A 22,211-nucleotide genomic window follows, 5' to 3' on the forward strand; every position below is an offset into this window, starting at 1 on the left:
TTAAAACAAAGTGAACAAATTTCACCACTCTGAAAAAAATATGATGGAACAGGTTACCGGCGCGCGCACGATCGAGCTCTGGCACCGGGGCAATCTCACCGTAGCCGAAACCGACTGGCTGGCGGAGGAAGTGCCCGTCGCGCTGGTCTACAACGGCATTTCCCACGTCGTGATGATGGCTTCGCCCAAAGATCTCGAAGCGTTTGCGCTCGGGTTTTCCCTGTCCGAAGGCATTATTGAAAGTCCGGCAGATATTTACGGGATGGATGTGTTGCCAACTTGTAACGGCATTGAAGTGCAGGTCGAGCTGTCCAGCCGCCGCTTTGCGGGCCTGAAAGAGCGTCGCCGGGCACTGGCCGGACGAACCGGCTGCGGCGTCTGCGGCGTCGAGCAGTTGAATGACATTGGCCGCCCCGTGCCGCCGCTGCCGTTTACCCAGACGTTTGCTCTGGAAAACCTGGACGAGTCGCTGAAAAAAATGCGTGACTACCAGCCCGTCGGCGAGCTAACGGGCTGCACTCATGCGGCGTTATGGCTTGATGTTAATGGCCAGATTCTGGATGGGCGCGAAGATATTGGCCGCCATGTGGCGCTGGATAAAATGCTCGGCGTTCGCAGCCGTAACCCGTGGCATAACGGCGCCGCGCTGGTGTCGAGCCGTGCGAGCTATGAGATGGTTCAGAAGGCCGCGATGTGCGGCATTGAAATCCTGTTTGCGGTATCTGCTGCAACTTCGTTGGCAGTGGAAGTTGCACAGCGTACGAATCTGACGCTGGTGGGCTTTAACCGGCCAGGCCGTGCCACGGTTTATACGCACCCGGAGCGGCTGCGCTAGATTTTCCCCTCACCCCGCCCCTCTCCCAGAGGGAGAGGGGGAAAACAGCCAACGTGGAACATTGTTTATTCCCTCTCCCTTTCAGGGAGAGATACCGTCTTGTCGGTTATCCGGCAAGCGGTATTTCAGCGTTAAATTCACGCCCTGATTTCACCACCCCATAAGCCAGCTGTAGCAGCTTTCTCATTCCTGCACACACGCGTTCTTTGCCTGTCTTCCCCCTGCTCGCCATCCGGGTCATCAGGTCTTTCACCACTTCATTACATCTTCCCGCCACTACCGTAGGCATATACAGCACGCTACGCAGCTCACGGCTCCCCACTTTTGACAACCTGCTCTTTCCCTTCCACATCCCGGACTCACAACGTCGTGGGTTCAGCCCTGCATAAGCCACCAGAGCCTTACTGCTCCTGAACCGCCTCAGGTTTCCCGCGAAGGCCAGAAGACTCGTACTCAGCACATCTCCCACTCCCGGGATACTCTCCAGCAGCGCTTTGTCTTTTCTCAGGTCCGGGTCATCATCAATGTGCTGTCTGATTTTCTTTTTGGTTTCTTTTATCAGTTCATCCAGCGTGGCGATGTGCTCTTTTAACGAGCCAGTGATGACCTCATCTGCGGCCTCCAGCCTGTTCTCTTCCATCTGACGCATCTCTTCAAGATTTTTAAGATGCCGCACCAGCGCGGTCAGCTGTCGCTGGCTGAGAGGAGCCGGATGCCATTGGGCTGGCTGATACAGGGCACAATACCGTGCTATCAGGGCGGCATCGCTTTTATCCGTTTTGTTTCGGGTCAGTTCGGTGTTACTGAAGGCATGAATGCGGGCAGGGTTTTCCAGGCTGACGCGATAGCCGCCATCGGACAATGCCGTGGCGAGTTCCGTGCTGTAGCTGCCCGTCGCTTCCATACAGACATGACAGTCCCCAAAGCGGGTCAGCCAGTGAATAAACTCACGACATCCCGCAGGCGTGTTAGCAAACTTTTTAGTTTTGTATTTCTGACCAGGCAGCAGGACAGCGACATCAAATTTTAGCTTAGCAATATCAACGCCGACAGAAGTGAGGGTCATCTGATTCTCCGTAACCTTATGAATAATATCGCCAGACCATCCTTATATGTGGGTGCTCAGAGGCACAGGATACCGTTCGGTCTTGAGGCGACAGGGAATAAGGTTGCCGGGGCATAATCTCTCCCACGGGCTCGGAAGCACCAGGGCCAGGGGATGCTCACCGGCAACCTCCCGATGATCAGTCGGGGATCTTCCCCGCACTGGCGGGGAAGTTCAAGACATAAGGGTTAGGGTGAGGGTAAAAATAAGAAGCGAGGCACGGTTCCGGCTTAAATCGCCTCCGTTTTCTCTCCGACCCAGGACTGGAAGTGAACGGAACCTTAGCCGATCTTTCATAGAACGTATTTGTGACTAAGGTTTAGCCCTACCTGAGTGAGGGTCAACCCTCAGAACAGGCCCAGCGGCTTATCGGAATAGCTCACCAGCAGGCACTTGGTCTGCTGATAATGCTCCAGCATCATCTTGTGGGTCTCGCGCCCGATCCCGGACTGTTTGTAGCCCCCAAACGCCGCGTGTGCCGGGTAGGCGTGGTAACAGTTGGTCCACACGCGCCCGGCCTGAATACCGCGCCCCATTTTGTAGGCCAGGCTGCCGTTGCGGCTCCAGACGCCCGCGCCCAGACCGTATTCGGTATCGTTCGCCAGCTCCAGCGCTTCCTCCACGGTTTTAAACGTGGTGACGGCGAGCACCGGCCCGAAAATTTCCTCCTGGAATACACGCATGTTGTTTTTACCAAACAGAATGGTCGGCTCGAGGTAGTAACCCGCCTGCAGGTCGCCCGTCAGCGCTTTTCTACGCCCGCCGGTCAGCACGTCCGCGCCTTCTTTCTTGCCGATGTCGATGTAGTTGAGGATGGTTTCCATCTGCCCCTGCGACACCTGCGCGCCCATTTGGGTGCGGCTGTCCAGCGGGTTGCCGGAGCGAATGGCTTCTACGCGGCGGATCGCGCGCTCAATGAAACGTTCGTAGATGGACTCCTGCACCAGCGCGCGGCTCGGGCAGGTACAGACCTCGCCCTGGTTGAAGGCGAACAGCGCAAAGCCCTCCAGCGCCTTGTCGAAGAAGGCGTCTTCCTCTTCCATCACGTCGGCAAAGAAAATGTTCGGAGATTTGCCGCCCAGCTCCAGGGTGACCGGGATAATGTTCTGGGTGGCGTACTGCATGATCTGTTGCCCGACCTCGGTGGAGCCGGTAAACGCCACTTTGGCGATGCGTTTCGAGGTTGCCAGGTATTCGCCAATCTCGCCGCCCGCGCCGTTCACCACGTTAACCACGCCCGGCGGCAGCAGGTCGCCAACCAGTTCCATCAGCAGCAGCACGGAGAGCGGGGTCAGTCGCGCAGGCTTCAGCACGATGCAGTTGCCCGCCGCGAGCGCCGGGGCCATTTTCCAGCTCGCCATCAGCAGCGGGAAGTTCCACGGAATGATCTGTGCGACCACGCCGAGCGGCTCGTGGAAATGGTAGGCCACGGTGTATTTATCCACCTCGCTGATGCCCCCCTCCTGAGCACGAATACAGGAGGCGAAGTAGCGGAAGTGGTCTATGGCCAGCGGCACGTCGGCGGCGCTGGTTTCGCGAATCGGTTTGCCGTTGTCCCAGGTTTCTGCCGTCGCCAGCAGCTCGATGTTTTGCTCCATGCGGTCGGCAATTTTCAGCAGGATGGTGGCGCGCTCCTGCACGGACATCTGCCCCCAGCCTTTTTTGGCTTCGTGGGCGGCATCCAGCGCCAGGTCGATGTCGGCCTTGCCGGAGCTGGCGATTTCGCACAGCGGCTGGCCGGTCACCGGGGTGAGGTTTTCATAGTACTGACCGCCAACCGGGGCAACCCATTGGCCGCCGATAAAGTTGTCGTAACGGGGTTTAAGTTTTAGCGGGAAACCATATTCGCCTGGGATAATACGGGTATCGGGAGGATTATTTGTCATAGCCGTCTCCTTGTGATGGTTCATCCACAAGGGTAGTTCGGGCTGGCTGTTTCTTCGCCGATTCCCGCCCGCTTTACGACGTGCTTCACGGATTAACGCCGGAGAAGAGGGAAATAACTCTTCTCCGGCAGGAGGGATCAGCGCGAAGGCGTAAACAGCGCCTTGTCGCGCAGCAGGTGGTCGTTGCCGCGCCGACGGGTAAAGCCGGTTTTGTCGAAATATTCCAGGATCTGAATCGCCAGCTTGCGGCCTACGCCTAATCTGTCGCGGAAGTCGGCGGCGTTGGTGGCACCGTGAGTTTGATCCAACTCGCGGATCAGATCGGCAAACGCCTGCAGGCGATCGTTTCGGTAATAACGATCTTTCAGAATCGCGGTGACCAGCCCCTGCTGGGCGGCGGATCGTAGCAGCTGACGCATCGCCTGTTCTTCCTCGCCGGTTTCTTTAGCCAGGTCGCGAACCCACCAGGGCTCGTCGCCAAGCCGCGCGTCTACTTTGTCCCACACCGCCTGCTGCGTGGCAGAAAAACCTGGCTCGTGTCCCGGCAGGTGCAGCCAGCCCTGGCGGCTTATCAGCAGGCCTTCAGCGCGCATTCTTTCGATAAGCGACAGAACCAGGCCTTCGTCTTCCGCGGGCAGCGCCATGCGGCGCAGGCGTTCACGGCCCGGCCCCGGCTGATCGTCATGCTGCTGGTGGTAGCGTGCCAGCACGTCGAGCAGTTTTTGCTGCCATAGAGCGGCCACATCCGGGCTTAGCAGCGCATTGCCCGCCTGCAGATAACCCGGCTGATCGAGCAGAGCCTGAAGACCTTCCGCTGTTAGCTGGCGTGCCCAGGAAAATTCGCTGAGCAGCACGGCTCCGCGAGCCAGATGTGCTTCCAGCGCCTGCGGGTCATCGGCTCCTTTTGCCAGGTCTGCCAGCCAGCTCAGGAAAGCGGGTTGGCGCTTGCCGCGGCGTGGGGCATTGAGCAGCACGGCACGGGCACCGGCGAGCGTGGTGCGGGCGCTGATGTCGCGCAGCACCAGGCGGTCGTTGTCCGCCAGCCACAGCGGCACATCCAGCACCAGTTCGGCAAGGTTGCCTTCCAGCAGCGAAACGCGCCCGGTTACGTGACGTGCGGAATGGTGAATATGCAGCGGTTGCCACTGCTGGAGCGGCTGCAGCGTTTGCAGTTCGACGATAACGCGCTCAATCGGCTGCAGAGGTTTTTCGCTCAGCAGCCAGTCGCCCCGGCTGATGTCGTTTTTTTCCGCGTCACCGCTGATGTTCAGGGCAATGCGCTGCCCGGCCATCGCGCTGGAAACCGGCTGGTTTTGGGCGTGAAGGCCGCGCACGCGCATCGGTTTATCCGCGCCGGTCAGCCAGAGCGAATCGCCAACGTTAACTTCGCCGCTCAGCGCCGTGCCGGTCACCACAAGGCCTGCGCCCTTAACCGTAAAAGCACGGTCGATGGCGAGGCGGAAGCGGTGCGAGGTGGCATGAGGACGTTCGCTTAGCCCGATAAGATGCTGCTGTAGCGCTTCTACGCCTTCACCGCTGGTGGCGGCGGTCACAAAGATTGCGGCCAAAGTATCGCCCAGCAGAGCGGCGACTTCATCGCGGACTTCTGCAATACGGCTGTCGCTCACCCGGTCGGCTTTGGTTAGCGCGACGGTTACCTGCGGGTTGCCCGTCAGCTGTAAAATCGCCAGATGCTCGCGGGTTTGCGCCATCACGCCGTCGTCGCAGGCGATGACCAGCAGCGCATGATCTATGCCGCCGACGCCCGCCAGCATGTTGGCCAGAAATTTTTCGTGCCCTGGCACGTCAATAAAGCCAATCACACGGCCATCCGGCTGCGGCCAGTAGGCGTAGCCGAGGTCGATGGTCATACCGCGCTTTTTCTCTTCAGGCAGGCGGTCAGCATTCACGCCGGTCAGCGCCTGGAGAAGGGTCGTTTTGCCGTGGTCAACGTGCCCGGCGGTGGCAATAATCACAGGGTAATGCCCTCCAGCAGCAGCGCTTCGTTTTCGAGGCAGCGTAAATCCAGCCACAGTCGGCCATCGGCAATGCGGCCAATAACCGGCCTTTCAAGCTCGCGCAGGGTTTGCGTCAGTGAGGCAAGCGTTGATCCACGTCCGTTTTTCGGCGTGAAGGTCAGGGCCGCGCCAGGCAGGCGGTCAACGGGCAAAGAGCCGCTGCCGATTTGCGACAGGCACGCTTCAACGCGCACATCGAACTGCTCGCCAAAACGCTGTTCAAATGCGGGCCGCAGGCGGCTGGCCTGCAGATGGATGTCTTCGGCGCTGCGGGTTAGCAGGCGCAGGGTTGGCAGGCGTTCCACCAGTGTTTCCGGGTATTGATACAGCCGTAGCGTGGCTTCCAGCGCCGCCAGCGTCATTTTGTCGGCGCGCAGCGCGCGCTTCAGCGGGTGGCTCTGAATACGTTCAATAAGCGCCTTTTTGCCGACGATGATCCCGGCCTGCGGGCCGCCGAGCAGTTTGTCGCCGGAGAAACTCACCAGGCTCACGCCGTCGGCAATCAGCTGCTGCGGCATCGGCTCCGGCGGCAGGCCCCACTGGCTTAAATCTACCAGCGAGCCGCTGCCCAGGTCGGTGACGACCGGCAGGTTGAGTTCGTTGCCCAGCGTAACCAGCTCGGCCTCGCTAACTGCTTTGGTGAAGCCTTCGATGTGGTAATTGCTGGTGTGCACCTTCATCAGCAGCGAGGTGTTTTCGCTCGCGGCTGCGCGGTAGTCTTTCAGGTGCGTGCGGTTGGTGGTGCCGACTTCAACCAGCGTGCAGCCTGCCTGGCGCATGACGTCGGGAATGCGAAACGCGCCGCCAATTTCCACCAGTTCGCCGCGCGAAACCACTACTTCGCCGCCGACTGCGCAGGCCGCCAGCATTAGCAGCACCGCTGCCGCATTGTTGTTGACGATGCAGGCATCTTCCGCGCCGGTCAGCTCGCAAAGCAGATCGGCGATGGCGCGATCGCGGTGGCCGCGTCCTGCGTCGTCCAGTGAATATTCCAGCGTTACGGCGGAGCGCATGGCTTCGCTTACTGCATCAATGGCCGCCTCGGCCTGTAGCGCACGCCCGAGATTGGTGTGCAACACGGTGCCGGTCAGGTTGAAAACCGGCAGCAGAGCGCTGCGCTGGCTGGCCTCGAGCACGTCACGCGTTTTCTTTGCCCAGTCCTCGCTCCAGTCCGGCAGCTTACTCGCCGTGCGAATGTGCTCGCGCGCTTCGCTTTGCAGCATTCTCAGCGTTGCCACCACGCGGGTGTGGCCGAACTCGGCAAGGAGGGCGGTAAAGGCGGCATCGCGCAGCAGGCGGTCGGTCGCCGGAAGATGGCTAAAAAGTGTTTGAGCTGTCGTCATGGCAGGGACTGGATTAGGAAATTTGTGAGTAATATTACAGGGGACAACGTCCCCTGTCCTGGCAGCAGATCATGCCGCGGGTGGTTCGGTACGCGCAAAGCTCTCGCGCAGGAACAGCTGTTCGACCAGCTTGACCAGGTGCGGGCGATTGACGCACCAGCCCGGCGCGACGCGGCGGAAATTGAGGTAGCCCACCGCGCAGGCGGCAGAAATATTGGCCAGATTAAGCGGCTCGGCGGTCAGCGTGCCGTCGGCGGCGTATTCTTCCAATAGATCGAGGGCGCGGCCAATCTTCTCGCGCTGGCGGATCAGCACCTCTTCAGACTGCTGTTCCGCCGGGCGCAGTTTTTCACGCACGGAAGTTAACGCCGCGTCCATGATCCCGTCGGATAATGCTTCAAGCTGGCGTACATGCAGCGCCGCTTTCTGGTCGTGCGGGATAAGCTCTGGCGCGATGTTCAGCAGCTCGAGGTATTGGGCGATGATCGACGAATCAAACCAGCGCTCGCCTTCATCGGTGATAAGCGCCGGCACTTTGCCGAGCGGGTTGTACTGCGGGGCCGGGCTGTCGCCTGTCCACGGGTTGACGTTAACAAACTCAAAGCTAAGGCCTTTTTCCAGCAGGATGACCGAGATCTTTCGAACAAAGGGGCTGGTATAGTTGCCGATCAGTTTCATGACATTATCCGTTTTTGCCAACTTGAGGTAAGTATGAAACAGATACCCAACATTGCTGAAAAAGTCTACGCCCCTTTTATGTAGTCGACAAAGGCGCGTAGCGCGCTGGGCATGTACTGGCGGCCTGGGTAATAGAACTGGAACGGTGGAAGGTCGGGCAGCCACTCCTCCAGCATCGAAACCAGCCTGCCGCTTGCGAGATGCTCTTCTACCTGCTGCTGATACAGGTAGCCAATGCCCGCCCCGCACAGCACCGCTTCCAGCTCGGAGTCGAGATCGTCGACGACGATATTGCCGCACGGCGTCACTTCCAGTTTGCCTTCCGGCCCGTAAAACTCCCAGTAGTAGGGGCGGCCGCTTGGATAGCGGAAAATAACGCTGCAGTGATTGACCAGCTCGCGGGGATGAGCCGGAGCCGGGTAGCTCGCAAGATATTCCGGCGTGGCGACGACGCAAATCTTTGCCTTCGGGCCAATCGGCACGGCAATCATGTCTTTTTCCACCGTGGTTATCAGGCGGATACCGGCGTCATATTCCTGCTTCACGATATCCACCAGCCTGTCGTCGGTGGTGACTTCCACTTTGATGTCGGGATAGCGGCGGATAAATCCGGCCACCAGCGGCATTAAAACCGTGCGTGCAGCCAGCCGTGAGCTGTTGATTTTGAGGGTGCCCATCGGCGTGTCGCGAAACGAGTTCACCTCGTCGAGGATGGTATGAATTTCGTCACAGGCCGGGCGCAGGCGCTCGTAAAGGTTAGCGCCAGCCTCGGTGAGAGACACGCTGCGGGTGGTGCGGTTGAACAGCCGGATTTTCAGGCGCTGCTCGAGCTGTTTGATGCCGTGGCTGATCGCCGACGGAGAAAGCCCCAGCTCGTCGCCGGCGGCGCGAAAGCTTTTGTGTCGCGCCACGGCGATAAAGGTCGCGAAGTCGGAAAAATTCAGCGCCATTAGTGAAAATCCTTCATTAACTCATCTCAAATACTACGTTTTACAGAATTATCCAGCGGCCGTAAAGTGGTGGCTACTTCCCAACAGGCTGAGATAACTCCATGAAATCAGTGAATATGTATATCGTTTGGGCCCATCCGCGCAGCGACTCATTAACCGCGCAGGTGGTACAGGAAATTCAGGGCGAGGCGGCGGAACGCGGCATTAACGTCTCTTCGCTCGATCTTTACCGCAGCGGCTTTAATCCCTCGCTTGGCGTGGACGACGAGCCGGACTGGAACAACCCGCAGAAGCAGTATTCCCCGGAGGTTCACCGCCTGTTTGGCGAGTTAGCAGATAAAGACACCGTGGTCGTGGTGTTCCCGGTGTGGTGGTACAGCTTCCCGGCCATGCTGAAAGGCTACCTGGACCGCGTGTGGAACTACGGCCTGGGCTACGGGCCGGGCGGCACGCTGGGGAATAAGAAAATCCGCTGGGTGGCGCTGGTCGGCGGCTCGCAGGCAGGTTTTGTGAAGTACGGCTGGGAAAAGAACATGACCGATTTTATCGACGGGTCGATGGGCTACCTGGGCGTTGAGGATGCAAAAATCGATTTCCTCTATAACACCATCGGCGTGGAAGAGGGGATTGGCGATAGCGATGCCCATTACCAGCAGCTGTTTGCTCAGGCGCGCGGCATTGTCGCGGACTTAGCTCAATAACCTTTTATTCTTCACACAAGCGCGGCATTCAACGTCGCGCTTTTTACCCGCCGCCTCGCTGTAATTTACTTTCATCCCGTGATTGCCCTTCTTATGTTGTCAACGCCCAGATTTTAACTGGATCACATTAGGATTAGTCCCCCTCAAAATACTTTGTGATGTAAGTCACAAATAAATAACAAAGACGTCATAACTAAATGTGATGTTAGTCACATTAAAAGGTCAATCAGGGTTAAAAATTCCTCTGTGTACTTTTTTTACACAACCATTATGTGATCACCATCACTCAATGTGGCTGGGTGATCCCCGATTATTAGTGATCTGAGTCACGTAATAGGGCGCTGGCTGGACAGCTTAACGATTCAGTGCCAGATTCGCGTCACTTACTGCATAAGGCCGGCGACCCTGCCGCTACGTTAACAATAAACCTCGGGCTGCTTTTCAGCGCGGAACACCAACAAGGGGTATGTGTATGTCATCCGATATCAAGATCAAAGTGCAAAGCTTTGGTCGTTTCCTCAGCAATATGGTTATGCCAAATATCGGGGCGTTTATCGCCTGGGGTATTATCACGGCCTTATTTATTCCTACCGGATGGTTGCCAAACGAAACGCTGGCGAAGCTGGTAGGCCCGATGATCACTTACCTGCTACCGCTGCTGATCGGCTTTACCGGTGGTCGCCTGATTGGCGGTGACCGCGGCGGCGTAGTGGGTGCTATCACCACTATGGGCGTTATCGTCGGGGCTGACATGCCGATGTTCCTCGGCGCAATGATTGCGGGGCCTCTGGGCGGCTGGGCAATCAAGCACTTCGACAAATGGGTCGACGGTAAAATCAAATCCGGCTTTGAAATGCTGGTGAACAACTTCTCTGCCGGTATCATCGGGATGATCCTGGCGATTCTGGCGTTCATGGGTATTGGCCCTGCGGTTGAAGTCCTGTCCAAAATTCTGGCGGCGGGCGTTAACTTCATGGTTGTGCACGACATGCTGCCGCTGGCGTCCATCTTCGTAGAACCGGCGAAAATCCTGTTCCTGAACAACGCCATCAACCACGGCATCTTCTCGCCGCTGGGGATTCAGCAGTCCCACGAGCTGGGCAAATCCATCTTCTTCCTGATTGAAGCGAACCCGGGTCCGGGTATGGGCGTCCTGCTGGCATACATGTTCTTCGGTCGCGGTAACGCTAAGCAGTCTGCGGGCGGCGCGGCTATCATCCACTTCCTGGGCGGTATCCACGAAATTTACTTCCCGTATGTGCTGATGAACCCACGTCTGATCCTGGCCGTTATCCTCGGCGGTATGACCGGCGTATTCACCCTGACCGTGCTGAACGGTGGCCTGGTGTCTCCGGCTTCCCCTGGTTCTATCCTGGCTGTTCTGGCGATGACCCCGAAAGGCGCGTACTTCGCTAACATCGCGGCTATCTGTGCGGCAATGGTTGTTTCCTTCGTGGTCTCCGCCATCCTGCTGAAAACCAGCAAAGTGAAAGAAGAAGACGACATCGAAGCTGCGGCTCGCCGTATGCAGGAAATGAAGGCTGAATCCAAAGGTGGCGCAGCGCCGCTGGCGGTAGGTGCTGGTCTGTCTAACGACCTGAGCCACGTGCGTAAAATCATCGTAGCCTGCGACGCAGGTATGGGCTCCAGCGCCATGGGTGCAGGCGTGCTGCGTAAGAAAGTGAGCGATGCTGGCCTGAAAAATATCTCCGTGACCAACTGCGCTATCAACAGCCTGCCGGACGACGTTGACCTGGTGATTACCCACCGCGACCTGACCGAGCGTGCAATGCGCCAGGTGCCACAGGCGCAGCATATCTCCCTGACCAACTTCCTCGACAGCAGCCTGTACGCCAACCTGGTTGAGCGTCTGCTGGCCTCTCAGAACCTGAGCGACAAAGAAGTGAAGGTGATGCACAGCCTGGAAGACAGCTTTGTTTCCAGCGAAGAAGGCGTCTTCAAGCTGGGCGCGGGTAACGTGTTCCTCGGCCTGAAAGCCAGCACCAAAGAAGAAGCGATTCGCTTTGCCGGTGAGCAGCTGGTGAACGGCGGCTACGTGCAGCCGGAATACGTGGACGCAATGTTTGAGCGCGAAAAACTGACTCCAACTTACCTGGGCGAAGGTATCGCGGTTCCTCACGGTACCGTGGAAGCGAAAGACCGCGTGCTGAAAACCGGCGTGGTGTTCTGCCAGTACCCTGAAGGCGTGCACTTCGGCGAAGAGCCGGAAGACATTGCCCGCCTGGTTATCGGTATTGCGGCCCGCAATAACGAGCACATCCAGGTGATCACCAGCCTGACCAACGCGCTGGATGATGAGTCGGTGATTGAGCGCCTGGCGCACACCACCAGCGTTCAGGAAGTGCTGGATCTGCTGGCCGGTAAGAAATAAGGGTTTGCCCCTCACCCCAACCCTCTCCCCGGAGGGGCGAGGGGGAACAACAGGTGCAAAGCATTATCCCCTCTCTCCTTTGGGGAGAGGGCTAGGGGAACAACAGGTGCAAAGCATTATCCCCTCTCCCCAAAGGGGCGAGGGGGAACAACACAGGTGCAAAGCATTATCCCCTCTCCCCCTTGGGGAGAGGGCTAGGGTGAGGGGATTCGCATACAGTATCCTTACCCCAGCCCTCACGGGTGAAATAATCAGGAAGGTTAACGCAATGAAAGCATTACATTTTGGTGCAGGTAATATCGGTCGTGGCTTTATCGGTAAACTGCTGGCAGACGCCGGTCTGCAGCTGACTTTTGCCGACGTAAACCAGGTGGTTCTGGATGCGCTGAACGCGCGTCACAGCTACCAGGTTCACGTAGTGGGCGAGCAGCAGCAGATTGATACCGTCTCCAACGTGAATGCCGTCAGCAGCATCGGCGACGACGTGGTCGCGCTTATCGCGCAGGTAGACCTGATTACCACCGCTGTGGGCCCTGTCGTGCTGGAGCGCATTGCTCCAACGCTTGCTAAAGGCCTGGAGCTGCGTCGCGCCAACGCCAACGACGCGCCGCTGAACATTATCGCCTGTGAAAACATGGTGCGCGGCACCAGCCAGCTGAAAGAGCACGTGAAAAAAGCGCTGTCCGCTGAGGCGTGGGCGTGGGTTGAGCAGCACGTTGGCTTTGTCGATTCTGCGGTTGACCGCATCGTTCCACCGTCCGAGTCCGCCACCAACGACCCGCTGGAAGTGACCGTGGAAACCTTTAGCGAGTGGATTGTTGATAAAACCCAGTTCAAAGGTGAGCTACCGAACATTCCTGGCATGGAACTTACTGATAATCTTATGGCGTTTGTCGAGCGCAAGCTCTTCACGCTGAATACCGGGCATGCTATAACCGCGTACCTCGGTCAGCTGGCCGGGCACCAGACTATCCGCGATGCGATTCTTGATGAGAAAGTGCGCGCCGTAGTGAAAGGGGCGATGGAAGAGAGCGGCGCGGTGCTGATTAAGCGCTACGGCTTTGAAGCCGACAAGCACGCCGCGTACATCAAGAAAATCCTTGGTCGTTTCGAAAACCCTTACCTGAAGGACGACGTGGAGCGCGTTGGCCGTCAGCCGCTGCGCAAACTCAGCGCCGGCGATCGCCTCGTCAAGCCGCTGCTCGGCACCATTGAGTACGGCTTACCGCACGTGAACCTGATCAAAGGGATTGCAGCGGCAATGCACTACCACAGCGAGCAGGACCCGCAGGCTCAGGAGCTGAAGCAGCTGCTGGCTGATAAGGGCCCGCAGGCCGCGCTGGTGGAAGTGTCGGGTCTGGATGCAAATAGCGAAGCCGTGACCGAGGCGGTGAAGGCGTATAACGCCATAGCGTAACCCTATGCAGGCGCGGTGGATGCCGCGCCTGAAACATGTTTAGTGATGCAGGCAAAAATGGAAGAAACCCAGGCCTTTGAAAACCGCGTGCTTGAGCGACTGAATGCCGGCAAAACCGTACGAAGCCTGCTGATTGCTGCCGTCGAGTTGTTAACCGAAGCGGTAAATATCCTGGTGCTACAGGTGTTCCGCAAGGACGACTACGCGGTGAAATATGCGGTAGAGCCGCTGCTGGACGGCGACGGGCCGCTGGGCGACCTCTCGGTACGGCTGAAGCTTATCTACGGGCTGGGCGTGCTGAACCGCGCTGAGTACGAAGACTGCGAGCTGCTGATGGCGCTGCGCGAAGAGCTAAACCATGACGGCAACGAGTACAGCTTCACCGATGACGAAATGCTTGGCCCGTTCGGCGAGCTGCACTGCGTCACGGCGCTGCCGCCGACGCCGACCTTCGTTGACGGCAGCGATCCGGAGCTGCTGGCGATGCAGCGTCAGCGCTACATGCAGATAGTCCGGTCCACGATGGTACTTTCCCTGACAGAGCTGATCTCCCGGATCAGCTTAAAAAAAGCCTTCCAAAAATAGCCGCCTTTCGCCCTGTCCCTCAGGATCGTGTATCCTTGCCAGCAAGCCATCTTTATTCACGGTAAGTCAAAATGAAAGAAATCGAAAAATCAGAAATTAAACGCCTTAGCGATCGTCTGGACGCTATCCGCCACGAAATGCCAGATTTGCACCTGATCAACGAAGCGGAAAAATATGCCGAGCTGGAAAAAGAGCGGCAGAAGCTGGAAATTGAAATCGCTCGCCTCCAGGCGGTACGTAACCAGAAGCTGAGCAAAGAAGCGCAGAAGCTGATGGCGCTGCCGTACAAGCGTGCGATTACCAAAAAAGAGCAGGCCGATATGGGCAAGCTCAAGAAAACCGTTCGTGGCCTGGTGATTGTCCACCCGATGACCGCCCTGGGCCGTGAAATGGAGTTGACCGAGATGACCGGCTTCTCCCGCACTGAATTCTGACCGCGCTCTCTTTTCGGTGAAATAAACCGATAAAACCTGCCTCATCAGCCTCTTAAATCTCCATCCGGCTCTATAGTTAAGTGCCGGGTGAGGATTTCTCCTGCCCCAAATCTTCCAATGGACAATTTGCCCGAATCGCTACAAGGCCGCAGGGAACGCCAAACCTTGGTTTAACTTTCTTGCAGTGAGAGTAAGTATGAAAAATAAGGTTTTGACTCTGGTTCCCGTCTGTCTGGCCGGTTTCACCGGCGTGCTTCCCTTTTCAGCCTCCGCCGCCTGTTCGTCGCAAACGCCGAACACCGGGGACACCGTGACCTGCAGCGGCTCGGGCATGGCGCCCGTTGTAGCCACCGCGGGCAGCAGCAACGTCACGATTAACCTCGACTCAACCGCCACCGGCAGCTACTCGCTGCCCACCCAGGCGACGCCATTCTCCGTGGACAGCAACAGCGTGATTAACAACGACGGGGCGCTTACCCTCACCGGCAACGGTACGGGCGTAGCGAACCGTGGGGCGTTGCTGCTTGGCTTGAACAACGACAATACGCTGACTAACGGCGCGGCGGGCACGCTGACTACTACCGGGGCCTACAACGACGGCATGGCGGCCAACGGCAATAACAATACGCTGATCAACAACGGCACCATCACCACCAGCGGCAACAACTCTTACGGCATGACCGCCGCCTGGGGGCAGAGCAATCCTGGCGCGGCGGGAAATACCATCACGAATACCGGGACGATCTCCACGTCGGGGAATAACGCCAGGGCGATTTCGCTGCTGGGGGGCAGCGGCACGGTGAACAACAGCGGGACGTTGACCACTTCCGGACGGGACGCGCCCACGGTGTTTTTACAGGGCAACAACGCCACGCTAAATAACAGCGGGCTGATTCAGGCCAAAGGCACGGCGTCCTCCAGCGGCAGCGTGGATGGCGTGGTGGCGAACACGCTCGGCAGCAGCTTTAACACCACGATCAATAACCTGGCCGGTGGGCAGATTATCAGTAACAACGGGATCGGTATTCGCTCCACCAACGGCAATATCACCATTACCAATGCCGGGCTGATTCAGGGCGGAAGCGGCACGGCAATTCTGAGCGGCAACGGCAGCATTTCGCTGATCCTGCAGACAGGGTCGCAGATTGTTGGTCTTTCTGACGGCGGACGGGGTAACAACAGCGTGACGCTTGAAGGCACGGGAACGGCCTCTAGCGCCTTTACCAACTTCCAGACGCTGACGATGACGGGCAGCGACTGGACCTGGGCTGGCACCGGTGCGTTCACCACCGCCCTCGTGCAAAGCGGAACGCTGGATCTCACCGGCACGCTCGGTACCAGTACGGCTTCCGTGACGGCTTCGGTAAGCAACGGCGCGACGCTGCAGGCAAACTCAACCAATCTGCCGCTTTCGGTGAGCAACAACGGGCTGGTGCGCTTCCTGCAAAACAATCAGGGCGAGTATCTGGGCACGATAAGCGGGAGCGGTGCGGTAGAAAAAGCAGGGACCGGGACGTTACTTTTTAACAGCGTGAACAGCTACACCGGGGGGACGGTCGTCAATGCCGGGACGCTTATCGTCGGCGATAGCTCACACGCTTCGGCTTCCCTTGCCAGCGGCGCTACCGTTGCGGCCGGAGCCACGTTTGGCGGCTACGGCACGGTAAACGGCGACGTGACTAACAGCGGAACGCTGGGAGCGGCCAATGCTCTGTCGTCGCTTTCTGCTGGTCCACAGGGCAATTTCCAGATTAACGGTAACCTGACCAACGCGGGATTTGTGCAGCTGGGCGGCAGCGGCGTGGGGAACAGCCTGACCGTAGCCGGAAACTATAGCGGCCAAAACGGCGTGATTGCGCTGAACACGGTGCTGGCGGGCGACGGAGCCGCGTCCGACAAGCTGATCGTGAGCGGGGGCAGCGCTTCCGGCAGCAGTACGCTGAAGGTCACTAATATTGGCGGGGCCGGGGCGCAAACTGCCATAGACGGTATTCAGGTGGTGCAGACCACCAACGGCGCGACCAGCTCGGCAAACGCCTTCAAGCTTTCGGGCGGCACAGTTAGCGCCGGAGCGTATTCCTACTATCTCGCCAGGGGCGGCGTCTCTGACGGCAGCGGCGGGAGCTGGTATCTGCGTAATTCCGTGGTGCCAGATTCGACAACGTCGGTCACCCCGGCGGAAGAAACGCCTCAGTCCATCGTGGATGCTTCGCACGGCAATGAGACGGTGAACGTCTATCGACCAGAAGTGGCGCTGTACGCCGAAGCGCCCTCGGTTGCCCGCCAGCTCAACCTGCAGCAGATAGACACCTTCCACGACCGCCAGGGCGAACAGAGCCTGCTAAACGGCGATAACAAAGCCCCGGCTTTCTGGGCCAGAAGCTGGGGAAGCCATGCGGATATTCATCAAAGCGGGGACGTTAATCCTTCGTTCAACGGTACGCTGTGGGGGCTGCAGCTGGGCCAGGATTTGTATACCGCAACCGAAGATAATGGCGCAACTCATCATGCCGGTGTGCTGTTCGGCTTCTCCAGAGCGACCGGCGACATCGATGGTTTTGCGCTGGCGAAACAGGGCTCGCGCGTCGGGAAATTGCAGTTGAACAACTATAACTATGGGGCGTACTGGACCCGGGTTGCCGCTTCCGGCTGGTATACGGACGCGGTGTTAATGGGCAGCGCGCTGCGGCTGAATACGGATTCGGTGAACGGCGTGAACGCCTCTTCCAGCGGCAATGCGGTTACCGGCTCCGTTGAAACGGGGCTGCCTGTTACCCTCGGTGAAGGGCTGACGCTTGAACCTCAGGCGCAGCTGGTCTGGCAGAGAACCTCGCTGGATTCGCTGCATGACGGCGTCTCTGAGGTGAGCTGGAATAACGGCAATACCTGGCAGGGGCGGGTTGGGGCCCGTTTGCAGTGGGCGTTTGAGGCGAGCGGCGTGAACTGGAAGCCCTATCTGCGGGCCAACGTGCTGCGTACGTTCGGGCAGGATGATGAAACGGCTTTCGATGACAGCACGACGATCGCCAACAACGTTGGGCAAACGGCCGGGCAAATCGGCGCGGGGCTGGTGGCGCAGGTTAGCCAGAACGGCAGCCTGTACGCCACGACCGGCTACCTGACCAATCTAGGCGGCGAGCGCCAGCGGGTAGTTACCGGCAATGTCGGCGTGCGCTGGAGCTGGTAATCGCCCTGCGGCTCCGGGCTTTGCCGGAGCCGCTTTTATTATGGTTACCTTGCATTCAGTTTTTTTGAATGAGATAAGCGAATTGTTCCGCTAACAAACAAAGTCGTGCGGCGCTATTCTTATTTCATCGAAGACAGTCAGCCTTCCAACTAAACAAAATGCAAAGGTAATTATCATGAAAAGCATCAAATATTTTGCCGTAGTTATGACTCTCGCCGCTTCCTTCTCCGGTTTTGCAGCGGAAACTCAGTCAGTTGCCAGCCAGACAATGGGCACCGTATCGGTCAGCGGCGCGTCTAACCTGGACAGCCTGCAGCACCAGTTGCAGCAAAAAGCCGAGCAGGCCGGGGCGAAATCCATCCGCATCATCTCTGCCGGTGGTGATAACAAAATGTACGGCGTGGCTGAAATCTACAACTAAGCGCTGAATCACGCAGTATGGGCCGCCTCGAGCGGCCCGTGTTTTATCTGAACTCTCGCGCCAACAGGCCAAAAATCCAGTCATCCTGCCAGCGTTCATTCAGCCAGTAGTTTTCCCGCAGCGTGCCTTCCTGCTGAAACCCCACTTTCTCCAGCACTTTCTTTGACGGAATATTTCCGGCAGTGACCGTGGCAACAAGCTTGCGGATACCGGCCTCTGCAAAAGCAAAGTCGCAAACCTCCAGCAGTGATTCATAGCCGTAGCCCTGCCCGTGAAACGACGGATCGAGTAAAAAGCCCACTTCTGCTATATCGTCCTCGCGCAGGATAAAACCGGTGACGCCAATCGGCACGCCGGTTTTCAGATGCCGCATCACCATGCAGAGCCAGTGCCTGCTGCCCGGCTGCCATTCGGGGAGACGAGCGTCGAAGGTGCGGCGGATCTCTTCCTCCGGGCGGTTTACGTCGACGTAGCGCATTACCTCCGGCTGCTGCTGCAGGTAACGAAAAAGCGGCCAGTCGGCTTCGGTAAGCTGGCTGAGTGACAGGCGAGGGGTGTGAAGTTGCATAGTGTGTTGACTCGTCTTTACCGGGAATGCTCTTTGATAGCAGTAAATAAAAAGCGGCGCCAGTTTGTGGCCCCGCTTATGTGTTAATCCCAGCGCGATAAGTCATCTCTTGTTAGCCCCATATCCCTGAGCTGTTCAGGACTGAGTTCGCGCAGGGCGCGTAAAGTCCGACGGCGCTGGTGGCTACGACGAAAATACTGGTAAAGCATGACCAGGCCAAAAAACGGCCTACGGTGGTGGTTCTCTTCAAAGCCCATGGCATCACTCCTCGCGGTTTTTCTGGGGTTATCATGCGGCGAGCGGGCAAAAGCAGACAGATTCAAAAATCACTTTTCTTTAACATACAGAAAGGCTAAAACATGAGCTGAATGGCATTTATTGCGCCATTCTGTATTGGTTTTTCCTTCTGTATGGTTTCCGGTGAGGATACAGCATGACGCGTTACCAACATCTCGCCACGCTTCTGGCCGGGCGTATTGAGCAAGGGCTTTATCAAAGCGGGGAGCGTTTGCCTTCGGTTCGTAGCCTGAGCAGTGAGCACGGCGTCAGTATCAGTACCGTGCAGCAGGCTTATCACGTCCTGGAAGATCAGCAGCTGATTTCCCCCCAGCCGCGTTCCGGCTACTTTGTTGCGCCGCGTAAAGCGGTTCCTCCCGTGCCGCGTTTAACGCGTCCGGTACAGCGGCCGGTTGAAGTGACGCAGTGGGATGCGGTGCTGGAATTAGTGAACTCCCGGCAGAACTGTGAAGTGATCGCTTTTGGCAGCGGCTCGCCGGATCTTACCCAGTCGACAATCAAGCCGCTTTGGCGGGAGATGGGGCGGCTCGCACAGTATCAGGAGCCTGAACTGCTGGGCTACGACGGCATGTTCGGCGTGAAAGCGCTGCGCGAGCAAATTGCCCGCCTGATGCTGGACAGCAACTGCGTGGTGAATGCCGACGACATCGTGGTGACGAACGGCTGCCATGAAGCCCTGTCGATTGCGATTCGCGCGGTGTGTGAGCCGGGGGACATTGTGGCGGTCGAGTCCCCGTCGTTTCACGGCACCATGCAAATGCTGCGCGGATACGGCGTTAAAGTTGTTGAAATCCCTACCGATTCTGTCACAGGCATGAGCCTCGAGGCGCTGGAGTTGGCGTTAGAGCAATGGCCGATAAAAGCCGTCATTCTGGTGGCCAACTGCAATAATCCTCTGGGATTCATCATGCCGGATGCGCGCAAGAAAGCGGTGATGAACCTTGCGCAGCGCTTTGATATCGCCATTATCGAAGATGATGTTTACGGCGAGCTGGCCTATGAGTATCCGCGCCCGATGACCATCAAATCCCTGGATGTTGATGGCCGCGTTCTGCTGTGCAGCTCGTTTTCAAAAACGCTGGCACCGGGGCTGCGCGTGGGCTGGATAGTGCCTGGGCGCTACCTCGACCGGACGCTGCACTCCAAATACATCGGCACAGGCAGCAGCGCCACCTTCACCCAGCAGGCGGTAGCGGCGTTTATTCGCAACGGGCACTATCACCGCCATCTCAGACGCATGCGCCAGCACTATCAGCGCAACCTGGACGTCTTTACCTGTCGCGTGCGGCAATATTTCCCCTGCGGTATTTGCGTCAGCCGGCCTCAGGGGGGCTTCCTGATGTGGATAGAACTCCCGGAAGAGGTCGATGCCGTGCGGCTTAGCAGCGCATTGAAGGAGGCTAAAATCCATATTGCGATCGGCTCGCTGTTTTCGGCCTCTGGTAAATACCGTAACTGCCTGCGGCTGAACTATTCTTTGCCGTGCAACGCCGTCACCGAGGCTGCCCTCAAAAGGTTGGGTGAAATCGTTGAATGTGAGATTTGAAAATGCCTGATTAAATCGCTCCTTTTATCGCCATTGATTATTATTTAGCTGTTTTACACTCGGCTGTAATGGCGAAGTTTGGCCTTGGCATTAATAACCATAAAAAAATAGCCGCCTGGGGCGGAAAAAGCAGTTTTTTCTGCGTTCGGCAGCATAAGGCCGGACATCGACAAAGGACTATCATGAGCAGCGCAACATTGCAGATGCGGGAGCACTTTGAGACGTGTCTGGGGATTATTCGGCAGGCTTCGCTCCAGATCCTGCCCTTACTGAACATTCGTGCCGCCGAAGGCAAAGATCCGCAGTGGTTTTTCCAGCAGTTGGAGCAGGCTCGTATGGCGCTTGGCAGCTGGGGCGCGGTGGCGAAACGGCTGAATCTTAACGACTCCGAGATTTCACAATTTACGCTGCTGCTGCGCCATTTGCAGCAGCTGGTGCCGCAGTATGAGAGCGGGCAGGAGGTCAGCCAAAACCAGCTGCTCGCCGCCCTGCGCTTCACCAGCTATCTTGAGCATGTGCGGTTCAAGCAGCCGCTGCTGGGCTATTCCACCGAGTTATCCTCAGATGTTGACGGCCTGCAGAAAGGCGCCCAGCAGCAAATGCGCGCCATTGAACTGATGCTAAAAGGGCTGGTGAACCAGGCGTGGGAAAGCCAGGCTGACCTGGTGAATCAGCTCAAAAACCAGTTTGGTGCCGATAAGGTTCGCCGCTGGCTGAAGCGAGGCGAACGGGGCGACGTGCTGAGCGGGATGAAGTTTAGCGAGCTGGCGCTGATGCTGGTGGACAAGAAAGAGTTCGCCCATCACTACGCGAAAATCTACCAAAACTCGCCGCAGCTGGGCTTTCTTATCGACCAGCGTAAAACCCTGCAAATCTTCCTCGATGGCACCAGGCAAATCCGCAATGACCTGATGCACAAGCAGCCGCTGTCCACCGTGCAGGTGGCTTTGCTGGATAGCTATTTCGGTGAAATCAGCGGCCCGGTACAGAAAGCTTTTAGCGAAGGCCGCACCAAAGTTAATCCTTCCGCTTTGTTAGACGCTGATGACGCCACGCTACAGAACTATCTTGAGCAGTCGCGTAAAAACCACTCGGCACAGGGCGGTGACCCGGAAGAGATCAGAGAGTCCATTGAGCGTTTCGACCCACGCGCTGCCAAAAAGCAGCATGATACAACCAGCGTTATCTCTACCGCGCTTTGGGCATCGGTAGGGATTGCCGTTGTGGCGGTAGCGGTGGTTGGTCTCTACTTGTTAAGCGATATGTCTTCAAAGCCAGAAGTGACGGTGACGGCTCCGATTGTGAGCACGCCGGTGCAGCAGAAAGAGCGCCCGGAAAACAACAGCCCGCGCGATATGCTGGCCAATATGGGCATCAGCTGGGATGAAAATAACCTGCGTGCGGCGATTAACCGCAACGACGCCCGTATTGTGCGGCTTTTCATGCAGGGCGGGATGAACTGGAAAGTTTATTTTGCCGAGCAGGCGCTGGCGGAGGACTACCGGGATGTGTTGACTATTTTGCTGCAATACCGGCCGCAAATGGATGAGGCCCGGCCCTGCCGCAGGCTGATTGGCTCCACCGAGCTAGGTATGAAGAAAGGGCAAAAGCTGACTTCGCTGAGGAAGCAATTCCTCGCCAGCTTCTGCAGTTCAGCCCCGGCAGTACAGCGCCAGAAGGAAGAAGTTGAGCGCGCCCGGATGCGCCTGGCGGCGCAAAAGCAGCGTGTTGAAGATGCGACCGCTCAGGGGCTGGAGACAGAGCCGGTGGATGAGCAGACCGCCAAAATTCAGCAGGCGATCTACAACGCGATGCGCTAGTTGTACCGGGCAGCCTTCGGGCCGCCCA

The 22,211-nt window shown here is 57.8% G+C and carries 18 protein-coding genes; 10 read left to right on the forward strand and 8 right to left on the reverse strand.

The annotated features are described in order from the left end of the window. Positions 1-43: 43 nt before the first annotated feature. Positions 44-835, forward strand: a complete 792-nt coding sequence (gene fdhD, locus JT31_RS13005) for a formate dehydrogenase accessory sulfurtransferase FdhD (RefSeq protein WP_038483094.1) — start codon at positions 44-46, stop codon at positions 833-835. Positions 836-941: 106 nt separating this feature from the next. Here fdhD and JT31_RS13010 read toward each other — a convergent pair whose 3' ends face one another. The 6 genes from JT31_RS13010 to JT31_RS13035 form a co-directional block, all read right to left on the reverse strand. Continuing rightward, positions 942-1,901 (reverse strand): IS110 family transposase, encoded by a 960-nt coding sequence (locus tag JT31_RS13010; protein WP_038472527.1) that lies wholly within the window; start codon positions 1,899-1,901, stop codon positions 942-944. A gap of 386 nt (positions 1,902-2,287) precedes the next feature. Next, entirely contained in the window at positions 2,288-3,826 is a 1,539-nt protein-coding gene (locus JT31_RS13015; protein ID WP_038477709.1) for an aldehyde dehydrogenase family protein, read from the reverse strand. Between the two features lie 137 nt (positions 3,827-3,963). Then, entirely contained in the window at positions 3,964-5,802 is a 1,839-nt protein-coding gene (selB, locus tag JT31_RS13020) for a selenocysteine-specific translation elongation factor (RefSeq protein ID WP_038477712.1), read from the reverse strand. Then, the gene (gene selA / locus JT31_RS13025; protein WP_038477715.1) at positions 5,799-7,187 is read right to left on the reverse strand and encodes an L-seryl-tRNA(Sec) selenium transferase; all 1,389 of its coding nucleotides are present in this window, start codon (positions 7,185-7,187) and stop codon (positions 5,799-5,801) included. The genes selB and selA overlap by 4 nt, the downstream gene beginning before the upstream one ends. A gap of 69 nt (positions 7,188-7,256) precedes the next feature. Then, positions 7,257-7,865, reverse strand: a complete 609-nt coding sequence (locus JT31_RS13030) for a glutathione S-transferase (protein ID WP_038477718.1) — start codon at positions 7,863-7,865, stop codon at positions 7,257-7,259. A 65-nt stretch (positions 7,866-7,930) separates the two neighbouring features. Then, complete coding sequence (locus JT31_RS13035; RefSeq protein WP_038477721.1) at positions 7,931-8,815, reverse strand: LysR family transcriptional regulator; 885 nt, start codon at positions 8,813-8,815, stop codon at positions 7,931-7,933. Between the two features lie 101 nt (positions 8,816-8,916). Between JT31_RS13035 and JT31_RS13040 the strand changes: the two genes are divergently transcribed. From JT31_RS13040 to JT31_RS13070, 7 genes are all read left to right on the forward strand, one after another. Then, positions 8,917-9,516 (forward strand): NAD(P)H oxidoreductase, encoded by a 600-nt coding sequence (locus JT31_RS13040; protein ID WP_038477723.1) that lies wholly within the window; start codon positions 8,917-8,919, stop codon positions 9,514-9,516. Between the two features lie 472 nt (positions 9,517-9,988). Continuing rightward, positions 9,989-11,908: a PTS mannitol transporter subunit IICBA gene (locus JT31_RS13045; protein WP_038477727.1), complete on the forward strand. Its 1,920-nt coding sequence runs from the start codon at positions 9,989-9,991 to the stop codon at positions 11,906-11,908. A 268-nt stretch (positions 11,909-12,176) separates the two neighbouring features. After that, a complete protein-coding gene (gene mtlD / locus JT31_RS13050; protein WP_038477730.1) occupies positions 12,177-13,325 on the forward strand; it encodes a mannitol-1-phosphate 5-dehydrogenase in 1,149 nt (382 codons plus the stop codon). Positions 13,326-13,370: 45 nt separating this feature from the next. Beyond that, complete coding sequence (mtlR, locus tag JT31_RS13055; RefSeq protein WP_008458691.1) at positions 13,371-13,910, forward strand: mannitol operon repressor MtlR; 540 nt, start codon at positions 13,371-13,373, stop codon at positions 13,908-13,910. Positions 13,911-13,981: 71 nt separating this feature from the next. Then, positions 13,982-14,344, forward strand: coding sequence for a YibL family ribosome-associated protein (locus JT31_RS13060; protein WP_038477738.1), 363 nt, complete (start codon positions 13,982-13,984; stop codon positions 14,342-14,344). Between the two features lie 196 nt (positions 14,345-14,540). Continuing rightward, a complete protein-coding gene (locus JT31_RS13065; RefSeq protein WP_200882446.1) occupies positions 14,541-17,531 on the forward strand; it encodes an autotransporter outer membrane beta-barrel domain-containing protein in 2,991 nt (996 codons plus the stop codon). Between the two features lie 175 nt (positions 17,532-17,706). Beyond that, on the forward strand, positions 17,707-17,952 hold the full coding sequence (locus JT31_RS13070) for a DUF1471 domain-containing protein (RefSeq protein WP_038477741.1): 246 nt from the start codon (positions 17,707-17,709) through the stop codon (positions 17,950-17,952). Between the two features lie 43 nt (positions 17,953-17,995). Here JT31_RS13070 and JT31_RS13075 read toward each other — a convergent pair whose 3' ends face one another. Then, positions 17,996-18,520, reverse strand: a complete 525-nt coding sequence (locus JT31_RS13075) for a GNAT family N-acetyltransferase (RefSeq protein ID WP_038477744.1) — start codon at positions 18,518-18,520, stop codon at positions 17,996-17,998. Positions 18,521-18,603: 83 nt separating this feature from the next. Next, positions 18,604-18,777, reverse strand: coding sequence for a DUF1127 domain-containing protein (locus JT31_RS23145; protein WP_071842962.1), 174 nt, complete (start codon positions 18,775-18,777; stop codon positions 18,604-18,606). Between the two features lie 176 nt (positions 18,778-18,953). Here JT31_RS23145 and JT31_RS13080 point away from each other — a divergent pair, with 176 nt between their 5' ends. Further along, on the forward strand, positions 18,954-20,363 hold the full coding sequence (locus tag JT31_RS13080) for a PLP-dependent aminotransferase family protein (RefSeq protein ID WP_038477747.1): 1,410 nt from the start codon (positions 18,954-18,956) through the stop codon (positions 20,361-20,363). 182 nt (positions 20,364-20,545) lie between these two features. Then, positions 20,546-22,183, forward strand: a complete 1,638-nt coding sequence (locus tag JT31_RS13085) for an STY4199 family HEPN domain-containing protein (RefSeq protein WP_038477750.1) — start codon at positions 20,546-20,548, stop codon at positions 22,181-22,183. Positions 22,184-22,211 lie beyond the last annotated feature (28 nt).

The organism is Cedecea neteri (genome assembly GCF_000757825.1).
Lineage (GTDB): Bacteria > Pseudomonadota > Gammaproteobacteria > Enterobacterales > Enterobacteriaceae > Cedecea > Cedecea selenatireducens.

What these genes read in the sequence shown, in the direction of transcription:
- JT31_RS13040 (WP_038477723.1), top strand. Translation starts at nt 8,917, where the DNA reads ATGAAATCAGTGAATATGTATATCGTTTGGGCCCATCCGCGCAGCGAC.
- JT31_RS13070 (WP_038477741.1), top strand. Translation starts at nt 17,707, where the DNA reads ATGAAAAGCATCAAATATTTTGCCGTAGTTATGACTCTCGCCGCTTCC.
- JT31_RS13010 (WP_038472527.1), bottom strand. Translation starts at nt 1,901, where the DNA reads ATGACCCTCACTTCTGTCGGCGTTGATATTGCTAAGCTAAAATTTGAT.
- JT31_RS13060 (WP_038477738.1), top strand. Translation starts at nt 13,982, where the DNA reads ATGAAAGAAATCGAAAAATCAGAAATTAAACGCCTTAGCGATCGTCTG.
- fdhD (WP_038483094.1), top strand. Translation starts at nt 44, where the DNA reads ATGGAACAGGTTACCGGCGCGCGCACGATCGAGCTCTGGCACCGGGGC.
- mtlR (WP_008458691.1), top strand. Translation starts at nt 13,371, where the DNA reads ATGCAGGCAAAAATGGAAGAAACCCAGGCCTTTGAAAACCGCGTGCTT.
- JT31_RS13075 (WP_038477744.1), bottom strand. Translation starts at nt 18,520, where the DNA reads ATGCAACTTCACACCCCTCGCCTGTCACTCAGCCAGCTTACCGAAGCC.
- JT31_RS13080 (WP_038477747.1), top strand. Translation starts at nt 18,954, where the DNA reads ATGACGCGTTACCAACATCTCGCCACGCTTCTGGCCGGGCGTATTGAG.
- JT31_RS13085 (WP_038477750.1), top strand. Translation starts at nt 20,546, where the DNA reads ATGAGCAGCGCAACATTGCAGATGCGGGAGCACTTTGAGACGTGTCTG.
- JT31_RS13035 (WP_038477721.1), bottom strand. Translation starts at nt 8,815, where the DNA reads ATGGCGCTGAATTTTTCCGACTTCGCGACCTTTATCGCCGTGGCGCGA.
- JT31_RS13015 (WP_038477709.1), bottom strand. Translation starts at nt 3,826, where the DNA reads ATGACAAATAATCCTCCCGATACCCGTATTATCCCAGGCGAATATGGT.
- selA (WP_038477715.1), bottom strand. Translation starts at nt 7,187, where the DNA reads ATGACGACAGCTCAAACACTTTTTAGCCATCTTCCGGCGACCGACCGC.
- JT31_RS13065 (WP_200882446.1), top strand. Translation starts at nt 14,541, where the DNA reads ATGAAAAATAAGGTTTTGACTCTGGTTCCCGTCTGTCTGGCCGGTTTC.
- JT31_RS13045 (WP_038477727.1), top strand. Translation starts at nt 9,989, where the DNA reads ATGTCATCCGATATCAAGATCAAAGTGCAAAGCTTTGGTCGTTTCCTC.
- mtlD (WP_038477730.1), top strand. Translation starts at nt 12,177, where the DNA reads ATGAAAGCATTACATTTTGGTGCAGGTAATATCGGTCGTGGCTTTATC.
- JT31_RS13030 (WP_038477718.1), bottom strand. Translation starts at nt 7,865, where the DNA reads ATGAAACTGATCGGCAACTATACCAGCCCCTTTGTTCGAAAGATCTCG.
- JT31_RS23145 (WP_071842962.1), bottom strand. Translation starts at nt 18,777, where the DNA reads ATGGGCTTTGAAGAGAACCACCACCGTAGGCCGTTTTTTGGCCTGGTC.